Annotated in this window: 18 protein-coding genes; 3 read left to right on the forward strand and 15 right to left on the reverse strand. The window is 56.4% G+C overall.

Going from position 1 to position 17,013, the window contains the following annotated elements:
* Positions 1–79 precede the first annotated feature (79 nt).
* From ACR8BN_RS18850 to glyQ, 6 genes are all read right to left on the reverse strand, one after another.
* A complete protein-coding gene (locus ACR8BN_RS18850) occupies positions 80–1,018 on the reverse strand; it encodes a hemagglutinin repeat-containing protein (RefSeq protein WP_434747225.1) in 939 nt (312 codons plus the stop codon).
* A gap of 233 nt (positions 1,019–1,251) precedes the next feature.
* Positions 1,252–1,518, reverse strand: a complete 267-nt coding sequence (locus ACR8BN_RS18855; protein WP_031593498.1) for a hypothetical protein — start codon at positions 1,516–1,518, stop codon at positions 1,252–1,254.
* Entirely contained in the window at positions 1,515–2,465 is a 951-nt protein-coding gene (locus ACR8BN_RS18860) for a hypothetical protein (RefSeq protein ID WP_109652838.1), read from the reverse strand. The genes ACR8BN_RS18855 and ACR8BN_RS18860 overlap by 4 nt, the downstream gene beginning before the upstream one ends.
* On the reverse strand, positions 2,428–2,661 hold the full coding sequence (locus tag ACR8BN_RS18865) for a hypothetical protein (protein WP_227024349.1): 234 nt from the start codon (positions 2,659–2,661) through the stop codon (positions 2,428–2,430). The genes ACR8BN_RS18860 and ACR8BN_RS18865 overlap by 38 nt, the downstream gene beginning before the upstream one ends.
* 375 nt (positions 2,662–3,036) lie before the next feature.
* Entirely contained in the window at positions 3,037–5,106 is a 2,070-nt protein-coding gene (gene glyS / locus ACR8BN_RS18870; RefSeq protein ID WP_434747226.1) for a glycine--tRNA ligase subunit beta, read from the reverse strand.
* 9 nt (positions 5,107–5,115) lie between these two features.
* The gene (gene glyQ, locus ACR8BN_RS18875; protein ID WP_010258942.1) at positions 5,116–6,027 is read right to left on the reverse strand and encodes a glycine--tRNA ligase subunit alpha; all 912 of its coding nucleotides are present in this window, start codon (positions 6,025–6,027) and stop codon (positions 5,116–5,118) included.
* Between the two features lie 221 nt (positions 6,028–6,248).
* Between glyQ and ACR8BN_RS18880 the strand changes: the two genes are divergently transcribed.
* Positions 6,249–7,244: an acyltransferase gene (locus ACR8BN_RS18880; RefSeq protein ID WP_010671618.1), complete on the forward strand. Its 996-nt coding sequence runs from the start codon at positions 6,249–6,251 to the stop codon at positions 7,242–7,244.
* Here ACR8BN_RS18880 and ACR8BN_RS18885 read toward each other — a convergent pair.
* Both ACR8BN_RS18885 and yieH read right to left on the reverse strand, forming a co-directional pair.
* Positions 7,229–8,161, reverse strand: coding sequence for a GlxA family transcriptional regulator (locus ACR8BN_RS18885; RefSeq protein ID WP_425021987.1), 933 nt, complete (start codon positions 8,159–8,161; stop codon positions 7,229–7,231). The two genes, ACR8BN_RS18880 and ACR8BN_RS18885, sit on opposite strands and share 16 nt — an antisense overlap.
* A gap of 11 nt (positions 8,162–8,172) precedes the next feature.
* On the reverse strand, positions 8,173–8,832 hold the full coding sequence (gene yieH, locus ACR8BN_RS18890; protein WP_010258939.1) for a 6-phosphogluconate phosphatase: 660 nt from the start codon (positions 8,830–8,832) through the stop codon (positions 8,173–8,175).
* A 152-nt stretch (positions 8,833–8,984) separates the two neighbouring features.
* Here yieH and ACR8BN_RS18895 point away from each other — a divergent pair, with 152 nt between their 5' ends.
* Complete coding sequence (locus ACR8BN_RS18895) at positions 8,985–10,298, forward strand: NCS2 family permease (protein WP_010258938.1); 1,314 nt, start codon at positions 8,985–8,987, stop codon at positions 10,296–10,298.
* Between the two features lie 36 nt (positions 10,299–10,334).
* Here ACR8BN_RS18895 and ACR8BN_RS18900 read toward each other — a convergent pair whose 3' ends face one another.
* The gene (locus ACR8BN_RS18900; RefSeq protein WP_143991296.1) at positions 10,335–11,084 is read right to left on the reverse strand and encodes a 4'-phosphopantetheinyl transferase family protein; all 750 of its coding nucleotides are present in this window, start codon (positions 11,082–11,084) and stop codon (positions 10,335–10,337) included.
* A 220-nt stretch (positions 11,085–11,304) separates the two neighbouring features.
* Between ACR8BN_RS18900 and ACR8BN_RS18905 the strand changes: the two genes are divergently transcribed.
* Positions 11,305–11,664, forward strand: a complete 360-nt coding sequence (locus ACR8BN_RS18905; RefSeq protein WP_069025563.1) for a DUF4440 domain-containing protein — start codon at positions 11,305–11,307, stop codon at positions 11,662–11,664.
* A gap of 54 nt (positions 11,665–11,718) precedes the next feature.
* On the opposite strand, the gene ACR8BN_RS18910 is transcribed toward ACR8BN_RS18905, so the two are convergent.
* The 6 genes from ACR8BN_RS18910 to rpmH form a co-directional block, all read right to left on the reverse strand.
* Entirely contained in the window at positions 11,719–12,309 is a 591-nt protein-coding gene (locus tag ACR8BN_RS18910) for a malonic semialdehyde reductase (protein WP_010258936.1), read from the reverse strand.
* A gap of 265 nt (positions 12,310–12,574) precedes the next feature.
* Entirely contained in the window at positions 12,575–13,939 is a 1,365-nt protein-coding gene (mnmE, locus tag ACR8BN_RS18915) for a tRNA uridine-5-carboxymethylaminomethyl(34) synthesis GTPase MnmE (RefSeq protein ID WP_010258935.1), read from the reverse strand.
* A 92-nt stretch (positions 13,940–14,031) separates the two neighbouring features.
* Positions 14,032–15,678 (reverse strand): membrane protein insertase YidC, encoded by a 1,647-nt coding sequence (gene yidC / locus ACR8BN_RS18920; RefSeq protein WP_010258933.1) that lies wholly within the window; start codon positions 15,676–15,678, stop codon positions 14,032–14,034.
* A 2-nt stretch (positions 15,679–15,680) separates the two neighbouring features.
* A complete protein-coding gene (gene yidD / locus ACR8BN_RS18925; protein ID WP_008926397.1) occupies positions 15,681–15,938 on the reverse strand; it encodes a membrane protein insertion efficiency factor YidD in 258 nt (85 codons plus the stop codon).
* Positions 15,902–16,261, reverse strand: a complete 360-nt coding sequence (rnpA, locus tag ACR8BN_RS18930) for a ribonuclease P protein component (RefSeq protein WP_008926396.1) — start codon at positions 16,259–16,261, stop codon at positions 15,902–15,904. The genes yidD and rnpA overlap by 37 nt, the downstream gene beginning before the upstream one ends.
* Positions 16,262–16,275: 14 nt before the next feature.
* Positions 16,276–16,416 (reverse strand): 50S ribosomal protein L34, encoded by a 141-nt coding sequence (rpmH, locus tag ACR8BN_RS18935; protein ID WP_003849659.1) that lies wholly within the window; start codon positions 16,414–16,416, stop codon positions 16,276–16,278.
* Positions 16,417–17,013: the final 597 nt, after the last annotated feature.

Genomic DNA, 17,013 nt, shown 5'->3' on the forward strand with positions numbered 1-17,013 from the left:
GTTCCCGTTGGATTTAATGAATCCGGAGCATTTGGCTTTTCTTTAGGGGATCTATAAATTCTGGTTCCATCAGCACTGACTAATCCTGTGCCATCACTTGTTGGTCTGGCTCCGTCAGCATCAGGTCAAGATCGGCCGAGAGCAGAAGATTGCCACCGGCGTTAAGCTCGCTGCCCTGCGCCTGCTGCCACTCGCCGCTGACCTGGGCCATGCGCTTACCCGCCTCTTCCAGGCCGTCTCTGGTGCGGTTGCCCATAGCCCCGGAGATAACGCTCAGGCTGCCGCTGTGACTGCTTTTTGCGGCACCAATCTCAAGGTTGTTGCGTGCGCTCAGGCTGAGATTATCGGTGGCATCCAGCTTCGCGCCCTGTAGCCGGATATCAGTGCCGCTGAGGCTGATATCGTCAGCGCTCATCGTCGCCTGATGCAGGGCATTCTGCAGATCGGTACTGATCGTCAGCGTCTCCGCCTTCACATCAATGCTGCCCGCCGTGATGTCGCCGCCCAGGTGCTGAAACTGCCCGCTGTCGATGGAGAGCGCCTGGTCCGCAAAGAGGTTACCGGCATTGGTCACGCTGTCTGCCGAGAGCTGCAGATTACCGCCGCCAATCACCGCGCCCGCGCCAGTCAGGCGCAGCGTGGTCTGTGCCAGATAAACTTTCGGCACCCACACCGTCTGAGGGCCGTCTTCCGTATCAACCGTTTCGCTGACCAGCCAGACGATATCCTGTTGCAGCGCCGCAATCTGCTGCGGCGTCAACGCCAAGCCCGGCACCAGATGGAAATCCTGCGCCACTTTAGAGCCGTTGTTCATTAGCTCCTGATACTGCTTCATCGCATCCCAGCCGTTAACGGAAGGCCTGCCGGTCAGTTTCAGGACCTGCTCGCGTACCAGACGCTGCTCATAAAAACCGTCGCCCAGGCGTTTATGCACCTGTGACGGGTCGTAACCCACCCGTTCAAGCAGATAGTCGCTGCTGATAAATTTGCTCTGACTGGTAAAGCGCTCGTCAGTCACAATCAGGAACGGACTGCCGGCAGCAGTGTGCTGGCTGAACAGACCATTATTGGGGATGGTTGTGGCGACTTTCTCCAGCTGTTGTAGCGCCGTCAGAGCCAGTTCAGCCGGTAACAGTGGGCGACCCGATGTGTTATCACCCGTCGTAAGTTCTGTGTCGCCGTCATGGCGGGCGACGCCGTCTACGGCAAAGGCCAGGCCACACGGTATTAGCTGGTCAATGATTGAGAATATTAAATACCCTTGTTAAAACCCCTATTACCAAACTGATGCCCAAAACATTTTCCGGTTTTCATATCGACGTAAATATTCACGGGAGTAGAGGTCTCAATCTCCATCCATGACTTGTTTTCTACATCTTCGCTAGAAGTCTCAACGATATAGCATTCAACACCATCATAAAAAGCCGTTTGAATGAAAGTAAATTTCTCACTCCATCCCATTTTATGCCGGGATGCGTAGTCACGAGCGGCGTCCTTAGCGTCTTCTAAGCTTATCATTGCTGAATTCCATAATAGACATTGTACATAGCACCGCCTACAACAACCGGCCCAAGAAGTACGCCAGCTGCTTCATGTCGAAGTGCGGTAAAGGTAATCTCATAGTTATTGGTTAACGGGAATTTGAAACCATTAATAACATAACGTGGTGACATTCCTTTCGCTCTCATTAGCCCAACCATCTCGGCAAATGCTTCTTCCAGATACCGTAAAATATATGACCTGTTGTAGGAGCTAGTATGCATAAAGGCTCTAAGCTCTCGAAGCAGATAAAACTTTGGCGCAATGGAGGAATGTACCCGCTCATGATATATGGCCGCCAGAACATCCTCAGCCGCTTGTTCCGCTGTTTTTACTGTACGGTCGTAGGCTCTGCCAATAGTAATGTCACCCCATAAATTAGTTGAACCTAACCCGGCATTTTGCCTATCAGTAAAGCGGATTTTTGGGCGATACCGCCAGGATGAAGAAGTGTTTCGGGGGCCATTCATTGCGCGGCCCACTGATGCGCTGTATTTAGGCATACGTATATTTCTGTATGAATGCCTGAAGGCGTCGCGAGGGTTCTTTTTCAGTAAAATCGCCATCACAGTATCTACGCCAATCATGGTAATGGCTGCCGCTAAACAGGCAGCCGCATCATCAAGATCACTTTCGGTCCTGGCTTTGTATGTGGTCTTACTGAATTCGTAGAGCTTTTTTGAAGCCTCAACAGCCACACCACCTACGGCAACCCAACCCGCCACAATCAGAATGAGGTCAGCTAACTCACCAATACCAAAAAAGTGTGCACCAGCCCATAAACCAGTTATTGCAGCCATTGTGGCCAATGCCTGAGGGGTCAGCATTGCCAACAACTGTTGACCGACATCACCAGGCAGAATTTTTGCAGCCTTAGTGATGGAAAGTTCAAGTTTTTGCTGCATATCCATATTTGAGACATTCATCTAAACACCTTTTAGGATTATTTTCACGCGTCTGCTGACGCAGTTGCTCGCGGGCATCAATCGCCTGGCCTTCTTCACGGGGATTATCGGCTGGCGGGGCTGCCATCACCGGGAAAGCAGAGCAGAGCAACGCGCCCGCCACCATGGCGAGCAGACGCACTGGCGGATGCCAGAGCAATAAACAAATCCTTTTCATGAAAATTCCATTTCACTAACTGTAACCGGGTGTAAATTCTGGCGAATTATCCATCAGGAAAGGGGAAAAACAAGAGGGTTGGCTATTTTTCGGGCGGTTTCTTAACCTCCGGATTTTGAAAAAATCTTAGGGTATTCCAGGAAAAAATCAGAAAGTAACTATTTGATATATATTCAATATTTATCAAGTGGCGCATCAACACAGCCGATTTTTGATGACCGGCAATGGCAGTTTGAGCACTTTAGCGTATTCATTTGCACCCTAAAAAATGGCCGCTATAGCGGTCACACTCAGGTATGAGTTGAAGACATAAGGCCAAAAAATCCCATAAAAAAAGGGACGATTGCTCGTCCCTTTTCTGCACAACAAATAGCATTACTGCAGCAGCGAGATATCCGCGACCTGCAGGAACAGCTCACGCAGTTTTGACAGCAGCGTCAGGCGATTAACCCGCACCGCCTGATCGTCGGCGTTAACCATCACTTTATCGAAGAAGTTGTCTACCGCAGTACGCAGCTGTGCCAGTTCGACCAGCGCATCCTGATAGCGGCCTTCAGCAAAGTAAGGCTGCAGCTTGCTGCTCAGCGCAGTGACAAAGGTCGCCAGCTGGATCTCTTCGTTCTCTTTCAGCAGCGACGCCTGCACACTTTCATTCAGCGTTTCGGTCGATTTCGCCAGAATGTTAGAGACGCGCTTGTTCGCCGCCGCCAGTGCTGCGGCTGCTTCCAGCGTACGGAAGTGCGACACCGCTTTCATGCGTGCATCAAAGTCAGCCGGACGGGTCGGACGACGCGCCAGAACCGCCTGCAGCGTGTCGATGCTGTGACCCTCTTCCTGATACCAGGCGCGGAAGCGACCCAGCATAAAGTCGATCACATCATCCACCACGCGGGCGTTGCTCAGCTTGCTGCCATACAGGCGCACCGCTTCTTCGGTCAGAGTCTGCAGGTCGAGCGGCAGGTTCTTCTCAACGATGATACGCAGCACGCCCAGCGCCGCACGACGCAGTGCGAACGGATCTTTGTCGCCTTTTGGATGCTGACCAATGCCGAAAATACCGGCCAGCGTATCCATTTTATCGGCAATCGCCAGTGCACAGGCGACAGGGCTGGACGGCAGAGCGTCACCGGCAAAGCGCGGCTGATACTGCTCATTCAGCGCCACCGCCACATCTTCGGCTTCGCCGTCGTGACGCGCGTAGTGCATGCCCATCACGCCCTGGGTGTCGGTGAACTCGAAGACCATGTTGGTCATCAGGTCACACTTCGACAGCAGGCCCGCGCGGGTGGCGTGATTCACATCTGCGCCAATTTCACCGGCAATCCAGCCCGCGAGGGCCTGAATGCGATCGGTTTTATCACGCAGCGTGCCCAGCTCTTTCTGGAACAGCACCGTCTCCAGACGCGGCAGGTGATCTTCCAGACGCTTTTTGCGGTCGTTATTAAAGAAGAACTCCGCATCGGCCAGGCGTGGACGTACCACTTTTTCGTTGCCGGAGATAATCTGGCGCGGATCGCTGGATTCGATGTTGGTGACGAAAATGAAGTTCGGCATCAGGTTGCCGTCATTGTCATACACCGGGAAATACTTCTGATCGCCTTTCATGGTGTAGACCAGCGCTTCCGCAGGCACCTTGAGGAATTTCTCTTCAAAGGTCGCGGTCAGGACCACCGGCCACTCCACCAGCGATGTCACCTCTTCCAGCAGGCTGTCGCTGATATCAGCGTTGCCGCCTAAACGGCGTGCTGCCGCTTCAGCATCGGCTTTGATCATCGCTTTGCGGACCTGATAGTCGGCAATGACCTGGCCGCGTTTTTCCAGCACATCAGGGTATTGATCGGCGCTTTCGAGCGTGATTTCGCTTTCACCCATAAAGCGGTGACCACGAATAATCCGGTCTGACGCGATGCCCAGAATGGTGCCAGGGATCAGCTCATCACCCAGCAGCATCGTCACGGTGTGCACCGGACGGACAAACTGCACATCGCTGTCGCCCCAGCGCATCAGTTTTGGCACCGGCAGCTTGCTGAGCGCGGTAGCGATCATTGCGGGCAGCAGCGCCTGGGCCGCTTCGCCTTTAACCTGGGCGCGATAAACCAGCCATTCGCCTTTATCGGTGGCGAGACGTTCAGCCTGATCGACGGTGATGCCGTTGCCACGCGCCCAGCCTTCAGCGGCTTTGGTCGCGTTGCCGTCAGCGTCAAACGCCGCAGAGATCGCCGGTCCGCGCTTCTCTACTTCCCGATCGGGTTGTGAGGCGCTCAGGTTTGCGACTTTCAGCGCCAGACGACGCGGCGCAGCAAACCAGCGGACCTCGCCGTGGCTCAGGTTAGCGGCATCCAGTTCAGCAGTGACCTGCGCGGCAAAGGCTTCTGCCAGGCTGCGCAGGGCTTTTGGTGGCAGCTCTTCGGTGCCGATCTCCACCAGGAAGGTTTGTTCAGTCATGGCTGCCTCTTACTTTTTGTTATTGCACATCGGGAAGCCCATTGCCTCGCGAGAGGCGTAGTAAGCTTCAGCCACGGCTTTGGTCAGGGTACGAATGCGCAGAATATAGCGCTGACGCTCTGTTACCGAGATCGCTTTGCGGGCATCCAGCAGGTTGAAGCTGTGTGCCGCTTTCAGAATGCGTTCGTAGGCGGGCAGTGGCAGCGGTTTTTCCAGCGCCAGCAGATGCTGCGCCTCTTTCTCATACTGCTCGAAGCAGGTAAAGAGGAAATCAACGTCGGCGTATTCGAAGTTATAGGTGGATTGCTCCACTTCGTTCTGATGGAACACGTCGCCGTAGGTGGTTTTGCCCAGCGGACCGTCGCTCCACACCAGATCGTAAACGCTGTCGACGCCCTGGATGTACATCGCCAGACGCTCCAGACCGTAGGTGATCTCGCCGGTCACCGGCTTACACTCCATGCCGCCAACCTGCTGGAAGTAGGTGAACTGCGTCACTTCCATGCCGTTGAGCCACACTTCCCAGCCGAGTCCCCAGGCACCCAGCGTCGGGTTTTCCCAGTTATCTTCCACGAAGCGAATGTCATGCACCGTCGGGTCCATACCCAGCTCTTTCAGCGAGCCAAGATAGAGCTCCTGAATGTTGTCCGGTGAGGGTTTGATGATCACCTGGAACTGGTAATAGTGTTGCAGACGGTTCGGGTTTTCACCGTAGCGGCCATCGGTGGGACGGCGTGATGGCTGCACGTAAGCGGCGGCGATCGGCTCCGGGCCGAGTGCGCGCAGGCAGGTCATCGGGTGTGAAGTGCCAGCGCCCACTTCCATGTCCAGCGGTTGGACAATGGTGCAGCCCTGACGCGCCCAGTAATCCTGCAAGGTCAGGATCAGCCCCTGAAAGGTTTTGGTATCAAACTTTTGCATGTTGAGTGTGCACGCGCTTCGGTTAGATTAAAAAAAGAGGCCGACAGTATACCCTTTGACCGCGCGATGTGCAGCCGTAAATCCCAGGCGCTACCGGCGCGTTTTCGCAGTGATTCAGTGCGCTGGCATACAGATGGCTCCGAATCCTGCTGGCAGCAGTTGTTGCTCTGGTCGCATTTGGCTACCCTTTTGCGCACGGACGCGATGCGCAAGAGGATGCCATGCCGCAGAAGATTTACTGGATCGATAATTTACGCGCGGTTGCCTGTCTGATGGTGATCGTGATTCATACCACCACCTGGTATATCACCGGGCCGATGGCGGTGACTGGCATCACCTGGGATGCGGCTAATCTGCTGAACTCAGCATCACGCGTCTGTGTTCCGCTGTTCTTTATGATCTCCGGCTATCTGTTTTTCGGCGAACGCAGCGCCCAGCCGCGCCATATGCTCCGGCTGGTGCTCTGTCTGCTGTTCTACAGCGCGGTATCGCTGGCCTATATCACCTGGCTGACCCCCATCAGCGAAGGGCGATCAATCCTGAAGATGCTGCAGAAGCCGGTGTTTTATCACCTGTGGTTCTTCTTTGCGCTGATCGGCATCTATCTGCTGTCGCCCCTGATCCAGGTAAAAACCGTGCAGGCGCGCTACGTGGCGCTGCTGGTGCTGGTGCTGGCGGTGCTCGCCAATCCCAATACGGTCAGCCAGTCGCTGGGGCCATTTCACTTTCTGCCGGTTAATCTCTATGTCAGCGGTGACAGTATCTACTACCTGCTCTATGCGCTGCTGGGACGGGCTATCGGCACGATGGAGACGACCCGGCGCGGCCTGACGCCGCTGGCTGCCGGACTGTTTATCGCCTGTGTGATTGGCATTACATTGGGGACGAAACAGGCGTTGATCGTCAATGGGGCGTTTAATGACACCTGGTATCTCTACTGCGGACCGCTGGTGTTTATCGCCGCGATCAGCCTGCTGATCGTGTTTAAAAACAGCCTGAACCAGCGCACGCTGCCGGGTTTAACGGTGATTGCACGCTATTCACTGCCGATCTACGGCTTTCATGCGCTGTTCATTCACTACCTGCGAACGCATCATTACGATGATATGTCACGTCCGTGGCTCGACCTGCCCTGGGTGTTCGGGCTGACGCTGGGCGGCAGCCTGCTGCTGGGTATGGCACTGAAACGCGTCGATACCCGTCACTTTGTCAGCTGATCGGCTTCACGCTGGCGGGCGCGCCGTAGCTGGCGCGCCGATGAAAACCCCGCCGCCAGCGCCGCTTTTTCGGCAGATTCACCCTGCTGCTGACGCTGGCGTGCCACGCCAACCCGCAGCTGCTCATGGTATTCACGCACGCTAATCCCCAGATGCTGGCGAAACAGCCGCGCCAGATGGCGGCTACTGACATGCGTGCGTCCGGCCAGCTCGGTCAGGGTCCAGCCTTGCTCAGGATGGGCAATCATCAGATCCTGCGCCCGATGAATGGCCGGATGCATGTGGTTGCGGTAACGCAGCCACGGCGAAAGTTGCGGATCGTCACCAGCACGGCGGAACCAGACCACCATCTCCCGCGCTACCGCCAGCGCGGTTTGCGTATCGCAGAGCTGATTAATCAGATGCAGCGCCAGATCGATTCCCGCCGTGATGCCTGCGCTGGTCCAGATATTCTCATGCCCGACAAATACCCGGTTCTCCTGCACCCGTGCGCGCGGGGCCGCGGCTTTCAGGCGGGCAATCACATCATGATGGGTGGTGCAGAGCACGTCATCCAGCATGCCTGCCTGCGCCGCCAGCAGCGCTCCCGAGCAGACGCAGACCAGCATAAAGGTCTGCGCGCGCAGCGCGGCGTGCTGGCGCATCAGCCAGTCGCGAGCCTCTCCGGCCTGCGGCGTGGCGTAACAGACCTGCGAGTCATAGACGCCAGGCACCACCAGCAGACTCCCGGCGGGCAACTGTTCAGGTAACGGTTCGATGCCGCCAATGGTCATGCCGGTGGAGCAGACCACCTCCGGCTGCGGGCCGATGTAGCGCAGCGTAAAGTGTTCGCCCGCCAGCTTCAGCGTCTCGGCCGGGCCGGTGAGATCCAGCGCCATCACGCCGGGCAGGGTTAAAAACCAGACGGTATGTGTCATGCTGGCCCGGGCTACACCAGATCCCAGCCACGGGCGCGCCACAGCGCAGGCAGTTGCGCCATATCATCGAAGCGCGTCACCAGCGGGTGATCCAGTTCAGGGTTGTGCGGGTCAGCGCAGTAGTAATAGACCGGAATGCCGGCGGCGATACCGGCGCGGGCGCCCGCTTCGGAGTCATCCACCAGAATGCAGCGCTCAATCGGCACCTGCATCTGTTCCGCCGCGTGGTACATCAGTTCCGGATCGGGCTTCCAGTGCAGAATGTCATAGCCGCTGTAGAGGTGCTCCGCAAACAGCGGCAGCATGCCGGTTAAGCCCAGCGAGTGCTGCATCTTTTTTACCGTCCCGTTTGAAACCACGCACATCGGCACCTTTATCTGCTCAACCAGCGCTTTCGCGCCCGGGATGGGCTGCAGTTGCTGATCAAACAGCCGCGCGACCTCTGCGCGATAGGCGGTCTCCACCTCTTCCATCGGCAGCGTCACCTGATGCGCGTCGCCGACGTCACGAATAATGTCGTAGAGTTTGACGCCCTTATACTTCTCAAACATCTGCTGCAGTGACAGTTCCAGGCCGTAACGGGCAAAGGTGTTGACGTAGGCCTGGGTACAGAGCAACTCACTGTCCACCAGCGTGCCATCGCAATCAAAAAAGACGCATTCTACTGACATCAGACTCTATCCTTCGATTCAGGGGTATGCTCCACACTCTACCGCACTCAGCGCAGATTGCGAGACTGGCAATCGGTTGCGAAAAATCATTGTATTGCCCCGGTAAAATCGCCAGGATACGCGCCGATGATTTTTTCTTCTGGATGGATGGCATGAGCAAGCAAGGCGTTTTGCAGCGCATCTTCAGGCTGCAGGAACATGGCACCACGGTGCGCACCGAAGTGATCGCGGGTATCACCACCTTTCTGACGATGGTCTACATCGTCTTCGTCAATCCGCAGATCCTCGGCGTCGCCGGCATGGATACCCAGGCGGTGTTTGTGACCACCTGTCTGATTGCCGCCTTTGGCAGCATTCTGATGGGACTGTTTGCCAATCTGCCGGTGGCGCTGGCGCCCGCAATGGGGCTGAACGCCTTTTTTGCCTTTGTGGTGGTTGGTGCGATGGGCTATTCGTGGCAGGTGGGTATGGGCGCGATCTTCTGGGGTGCGGTCGGCCTGCTGATCCTGACGCTGCTGCGGGTTCGCTACTGGATGATTGCGAATATCCCGCTGAGCCTGCGCGTCGGCATTACCGCCGGTATCGGCCTGTTTATCGCCATGATGGGGCTGAAGAATGCCGGCATTATCGTGCCGAATCCCGATACCCTGGTGGCCGTGGGGAACCTGACCTCGCACAGCGTACTGCTGGGCGCGCTGGGCTTCTTTATCATCGCCATTCTGGCATCACGCAATATCCACGCGGCAGTGCTGATCTCGATGGTGGTTACCACTGCTATCGGCTGGATGCTGGGTGACGTGAAGTTTGTCGGCCTGTTTTCTGCGCCGCCTTCCATTACTTCTGTGGTCGGCCAGGTGGATATCAAAGGCGCGTTCAACATCGGCATGGCGGGCGTGATCTTCTCCTTTATGCTGGTCAATCTGTTCGACTCCTCCGGCACGCTGATCGGCGTCACCGATAAAGCGGGACTGACTGATGAAACCGGCACTTTCCCGCGCATGCAGCAGGCACTCTATGTCGACAGCATCAGTTCAGTGAGTGGCGCGCTGGCGGGCACCTCATCCGTGACCGCCTATATCGAAAGCACCTCGGGCGTGGCGATTGGTGGTCGTACCGGCCTGATGGCCGTGGTCACCGGCCTGCTGTTCCTGCTGGTGACCTTCCTGTCACCGCTGGCCGCGATGGTGCCATCCTACGCCGCTGCGGGCGCGCTGATTTACGTTGGGGTGTTAATGACCGCCAGCCTGTCGCGCGTACGCTGGGATGATTTGACCGAAGCCGTTCCGGCGTTTGTGACCGCCGCCATGATGCCCTTCAGCTTTTCCATCACCGAAGGCATTGCGCTGGGATTCATCGCTTACTGCGTCATGAAGCTGGGTACTGGCCGCTGGCGTGAAATCAGCCCCTGCGTAGTGATTGTTGCTCTGCTGTTTGTGCTGAAGATTGTTTTTGTAGACGCGCACTAAGCGCATTCAGGGCCGCAACCTTCGGGTTGCGGCTTTTTACATTTCAGGATGCAGGCTGCGCTCGCTGGGCAGGCTGGTCAGCCGCAAAGCATGAGGCCCGATGTTGGGCTTACCCATCTCTATTTCGCGTAATGCATGCCACTGAAAGGCGTTATCCATCTCCCACAGATGCAGACGCTGAGTCGCAGACGACAGCGCACACGACCAGACCAGCATGGGCTCCGCGTCGCACACCACCTGAATATCGGGATAGAGTGAAGATCGCAGCCGACCCGCACCGGGCAACAGGCGCAGCGAATCCAGTCCCCGATCGCCCTCTCCCGTCAGCTTGAGAATGCTCTGGCGTAATGTCCAGATCTGCGTCACCGCCTCCATGGCATCCTGCTGGGCATTGATCCAGGCGATCTCGCCCGAGGTTAATCCCTGCATCAGCTGCTCCTGAGTCTGACGGCTTCTGGCATGCACAATCTCCATATCCAGACCGGCACGTCCACCCTCTTCGGCCAGCAGCACACCCACCGTATTACCCGCATAGGCGATGCTGAAATCAGGCAGATCGCTGTCAGCAAAAACGGGGCGTCCGTTGCCCTGAATAAGCAGGCGCGGCAGTTCACCAATGCCATAAACCCGTAGCATCAGTTGTGCCAGCAGGGTACGCGCGGCCAGAAATCGCCCACGGCGTTTGTCAGCAAACTGCTGTGCCGTGTCGGTGATAGCCTGGGGAATGCGTAAATCATTAGCCGGGAAGCCGGGATCGCCCGTCCAGCGTACAAAATGACCAGCCATCTGTCGCTCCGTGAAAATGGTCAGATAATCATCAGAAGCATTGTAGGAATTTTCTTACCTTAATGCACCTGGCAACGCACGGATTGGGGTAAATTCAGAATAGGATGAGCAGAATCGCGAGGGAGAGCTGACCGGCCAGGAACGTCACGAGGCCCATCTTCAACAGCTTAAAGGAATTATTGCCGCTGCCTGTCAGCACAGAATAACAGGAGGGTTAGCCATGTTGCTGGACGAAATGGTGAAACGAGAGCGCAGCCTGCACAGTGCCAGGCGACGGGAACTGGCGTGGCTGGAGCAGATACTCCATCCCGACTTTTGTGAGATAACCCGTTCAGGACGCTTTGTGACTCGCGCGCAGACCATCGCGGCGCTGATAAAAGAAGATGCGATGCCCGATATGCTTAGTAGTAACTTTCAGCTGGTGAGCACGGGCGAGATGAGTCTGATACTGCACTACCAGAGCTGTGATGCCGATGGCAGTCGGGCCGCACTGCGCGCCTCACACTGGCTGTGCGAGGGTCAGAACTGGCGAATGGTGTTTCATCAGGGGACGCCTGCAGAAAATGCTGCGCCGCTATGACACGCTGTTTATAAGGTCATCCGCGTCGCGATTCGACTCGCGACGCGGGCAGCATCAGGCGAAACGGCTCGCCTGCTCAAAGCTCAGTCGCGGCAGGCGCGGATGCAGTTTTGATGCATCACCGTAGCCGAGGTTAATCAGCAGGTTAACCTGATACTGACCGTCGGGGAAAAAGGCGTCATTGACTTTGGCCGGATCAAACCCGGACATCGGACCGGCATCCAGACCCAGCGAACGAGCCGCCAGAATCAGGTAGCCCGCCTGCAGGCTGCTGTTACGGAAAGCGGTCTCTTTTGCCGCTTCCGGGCTGCCGGTAAACCAGCTGCGCGCATCAGCATGCGGGAACAGGGCGGGCAGCTGCTCATAGAACTCGCGGTCCCAGGCCACAATCACCGTGACCGGCGCGCTCATGGTTTTTTCCAGATTGCCGGAAGAGAGTGCCGGTTTCAGCTTCTCTTTGCCTTCCGCCGAGGTCACGAAAACAAATCGCGCAGGCGAGCAGTTTGCCGAGGTCGGGCCCAGTGCCGTCAGGGCATAGAGCTGCTCCAGCAGGGCGTTATCGACGGGCTTAGCCTGCCAGTAACTGTGGGTGCGGGCATCATTAAACAGCGTGTCCAGTGCGGCAGTGTCGAGCGGTGTACTCATGCAACTCTCCTGTTTCAGGCGAAAAGATTCGCCCAACGGTGTTCACGTAGTGGGTTTGCGTCCGGACCGGCGCGGCGGGATGAGGCGGGGATTATTCACCGCAATCCGTCGCCGCACGTCGTATCGGCGCTTCAACCGTTATACGGCAATGCCGTGCCGCCGCAAAATAACATATCAGCAAGAATCAACGCAGAGGCGGGAATAACAGGGAGGCAGCGTGGCAGGAAATCTGGCCTGACAGCAGGACGCCATCAGGCCAGCAAGGTTATTTACCGATACAGAAGCTGGAGAAGATGCGACCCAGCAGATCGTCAGAAGTGAACTCGCCGGTGATCTCGCTTAACGCCTGCTGGGCAAGACGCAACTCTTCCGCCAGTAACTCACCGGCCCAGGCACCGAGCAGCTGCGCTTTACCCTGCTGTAAGTGCGTTGCCGCCAGCTCCAGCGCCTGCAGATGACGGCGACGCGCCAGGAAGCCACCTTCCATATTGCCGGCGAAGCCCATGCTCTGCTTCAGGTGATCGCGCAGCTCATCCACGCCCGCGCTGGTGCGTGCCGACAGGCGAATCAGTGAGTGACCATTTACTTCTGTCAGACCGAGAGACTCCCCGGTGACATCCGCCTTGTTGCGGACCACGGTAATCGGCAGTTCCGGCGGCAGACGGGAGACGAAATCGGGCCAGATAGCCGCCGCTTCGGTGGCGTCGGTCGTCGTGCCGTCCACCATAAACAGCACCCGGTCAGCCTGTTCGATCTCCTGCCAGGCGCGCTCAATCCCGATGCGCTCCACTTCATCGCTGGCTTCACGCAGACCGGCGGTGTCGATGATATGCAGCGGCATGCCATCAATATGAATATGCTCACGCAGCACGTCACGGGTGGTGCCTGCGATATCCGTGACGATGGCGGCATCACGGCCTGCCAGCGCATTCAGCAGGCTCGATTTGCCCGCATTAGGCCGGCCCGCAATCACCACTTTCATCCCTTCACGCAGCAGGCTGCCCTGACGCGCTTCGGCACGAACGGCATCCAGATCGCCGATCACCGTATTCAGCTGCGCTTCGATTCTGCCGTCAGAGAGGAAATCGATCTCCTCATCCGGGAAGTCGATAGCGGCTTCGACATAGATCCGCAGGTGAGTAAGTGCTTCCACAAGATGATTGATACGGGTGGAGAAGACGCCCTGCAGGGAGTTCACGGCCGAACGCGCCGCCTGCTCAGAGCTGGCATCAATCAGGTCAGCAATCGCTTCGGCCTGCGCCAGATCGAGCTTGTCATTCAGAAACGCACGCTCTGAAAACTCACCCGGCTGGGCGATACGCACACCCGGCAGCGCCACGATGCGCTTCAGCAGCAGATCGAGGATCACCGGGCCGCCGTGGCCCTGCAGCTCCAGCACATCTTCACCGGTAAAGGAGTTAGGACCAGGAAACCACAGCGCAATGCCCTGATCCAGCACGCGGCCATCGCTATCGGTGAACGGCAGATAATCGGCGTAACGCGGCTTAGGCAGTTTGCCCAGCAGCTGGCGGGCGACCTCTGCCGCCTGGGCGCCAGAGACGCGCAGAATGCCTACGCCGCCGCGTCCGGGTGGCGTCGCCTGGGCAACAATGGTATCGCTGTGGCTCATAAATTTTCTCTCGCTACAAAAAACACAGGCGGTCGCTTTGACCGCCTGAGAATAGACTATTTTAGGGCGGGATTGCTCCCGCTCTGGATCGCTTACGCTTTCTTCTTGTCGCGGCTATGCAGACCACGTTTTTCCAGGCCGCGATAAATCAGCTGCTGCTGGAGAATGGTGACCAGGTTGCTGACGATGTAGTACAGCACCAGACCTGACGGGAACCACAGGAAGAACACGGTGAAAATCACCGGCATATACGTCATGATCTTCTGCTGCATCGGATCGGTCACGGTGGTCGGTGACATCTTCTGAATGAAGAACATGGTGATGCCCATCAGAATCGGCAGGATGTAGTACGGGTCCTGCGCTGACAGGTCATGGATCCACAGAATAAATGGCGCATGACGCAGTTCAACCGAGCCTGACAGCATGTAGTAGAGCGCCAGGAAGATTGGCATCTGAATCACCAGCGGCAGACAGCCACCCAGCGGATTCACTTTCTCTGCTTTATACAGCGCCATCATTTCCTGGCTCTGCTTCTGCTTGTCATCACCCAGACGCTCACGCATCGCCTGAATTTTCGGCTGCAGCATGCGCATCTTCGCCATCGAGGTGTACTGCGCTTTGGTCAGCGGGTACATGATGCCGCGCACGATGAAGGTGATCACGATAATGGAGAAGCCCCAGTTACCGATGAAGCTGTGGATAAATTTCAGCAGTTTGAACAGCGGCTGAGAGATAAACCACAACCAGCCGTAATCCACGGTCAGATCAAGGTGCGGCGCAATCGCTGCCATCTTGTCCTGAATTTCCGGGCCGACCCACAGCGTTGCACCCAGATTCTGCTGTGCGCCCGCGGCAATGGTGACCGGTGCAGATTTATAGCCAATCGCCGCCACGCCATTACCCAGGTTGCTGGTGTAAAGGGTGTTGGTGCCTTCGGTACGCGGAACCCATGCCGTTGCAAAGTACTGCTGCAGCATCGCAACCCAGCCATTGCTGGTGGTGGCGTTCAGGTTCTCGTTATCCGCGATGGTGTCGAATTTATACTTCTCATATTTCGACTCGCTGGTGGAGTAGGCCGCGCCACGGAAGGTGTGCAGAGCAAAGTTGTTGCTGCCGGTATCACGATGCTTAGGCAGATCGATGGTCTGCTTCAACTGGCCAAACAGCGACACTTCCAGCGGCTGCTGGGTGGTGTTGTTGACATGATAATCGACATTAACGGCATATTCGCCACGCTTGAAGATGAAGGTTTTGGTGTAAACCACGCCATTTTCAGCGGTGTAGGTCATCGGCACACGCAGTTCGGACTGGCCATCAGCCATCTCGAAGTGATCCTGCGCAGCGTTGAACAGCGGACGCGCGCCGTTGTTCGGATTATCCGGGCCATTACGACCGGTCAAACCACTCTGTGCCTGATAAAGGAACGCTGGCGTTGTTTCAAGCAGCTGGAACGGCTGGTTAGAACCCAGTTTGTCCGGGAAAGTCAGCAGCTGTGCTTGTTCAACATCACCGCCTCGGGTGTTGATATTCAATGACAGGACATCAGTCTTAACGGTGATCGTCTGGCCCTGACCGCTGGCCGGTACACCCTGACTGGCGGTATCACCCGCTACGCTGTTTGTGCCTTGTGTGGTCTGCGTCTGCTGTGGCTGCGGAGCGTGGTCCGTCTGCCAGGCTTGCCAGATCATAAAGGTCACGAACAGAAAAGCGATGAGAAAGAGATTGCGTTGCGAATCCATCGTTAATGTTCTCTGGTATCAAAGGTTTTTGGCGGCACAGGATCGTCACCACCCGGGTTCAAGGGGTGGCATTTTAATACGCGTTTTAATGTCAACCAACTGCCTTTTATCAGGCCGAACCTGCGTAATGCCTCAATTCCGTAATGAGAGCAGGTCGGGTGAAACCGACAGTGTGGTCCCAGTAATGGACTGATGCCGCGTTGATAGACGCGTATCAGGACGATCAGGAGCCGCGCGCCAGGCGACAGTGACGACGCCATAATTTCTCCAACGCTTCCGCCAGCATACGGTTATCCAGATCGGCAACCCCCTTCTTCGCGACCACCACGAAGTCCATCGACGGCAGTTCATGTTGACGCAGACGAAAGCTTTCGCGGGTCAATCGCTTGATCCGGTTGCGTTCATGAGCGCGTTTCACATGTTTTTTAGCGACGGTGAGACCGATGCGGGGATGCCCCAGCGCGTTAAGGCGGCCGAGAATAGTAATTTGCGGCGTGCCAGCCCGTTGTGGCTGCTGGAAGACGAAAGTGAAATGAGTGGGAGTTAACAAACGTAACTCCCTGGGAAATGCGAGCTTACCCATCAGGGCTTGCTTTATTACTTAGAAACGGTCAGACGAGAACGGCCTTTAGCACGACGACGTGCCAGAACCTGACGACCATTTTTTGTTGCCATACGAGCACGGAAACCGTGTGAACGGTTGCGCTTCAGTACGGACGGTTGAAAAGTGCGTTTCATGGCGGTTTCTACCTAAACTTGAAAATTTTCACTGGGTGACGCGTTTCGGGCCAGAAAATCGACCTACGCCTCAATGTGTCTTTAATAAAGAGGCGGGATTGTAATAATTGTACAGTCCCGAGTCAATTTACTTCGCGTGTCATAGTGCCTGAAAACCCGCATACAGCCCGCAGAGTCCCGACTTTGCGCCTGATGGCTCAATGTCGGGTGGAGAATTATACGGGCTCCGCACTAAAGCGCAAGGATCGCACGGGATCTTATTGCGATCGGCTTGCCGGATCCTGGGGATAAAATGAGATGTCGCCCGAAATTTTAATGGATTGCGCCAGATCCCTGCTGGTTTTTCCCGCAACTGGCGTAAACTTCTTTGCGCGCCTCTGGCCTGTGGATAAAAAGGATCAAAACTGTGTAGAAAGGGAAGATCTCTGCCTCGCTTTGCGCTATGATCCGCCCTTCCGCTGACGATCCTCCGGTGATTGCAGGACGGAAAACCGCTGATAGCGGTCGCAGGCGCTTTCTTAGCGTCTGTGTCAAAAATGAACGTTTCTTAGAGTAACGCCTACTATTCTTTTCGAATTTGTACGAGTGGAGTCCGCC

The sequence above is a fragment of the Pantoea sp. Lu_F5_004 genome (assembly GCF_051136245.1).
Taxonomy (GTDB): Bacteria; Pseudomonadota; Gammaproteobacteria; order Enterobacterales; family Enterobacteriaceae; genus Pantoea; species Pantoea agglomerans.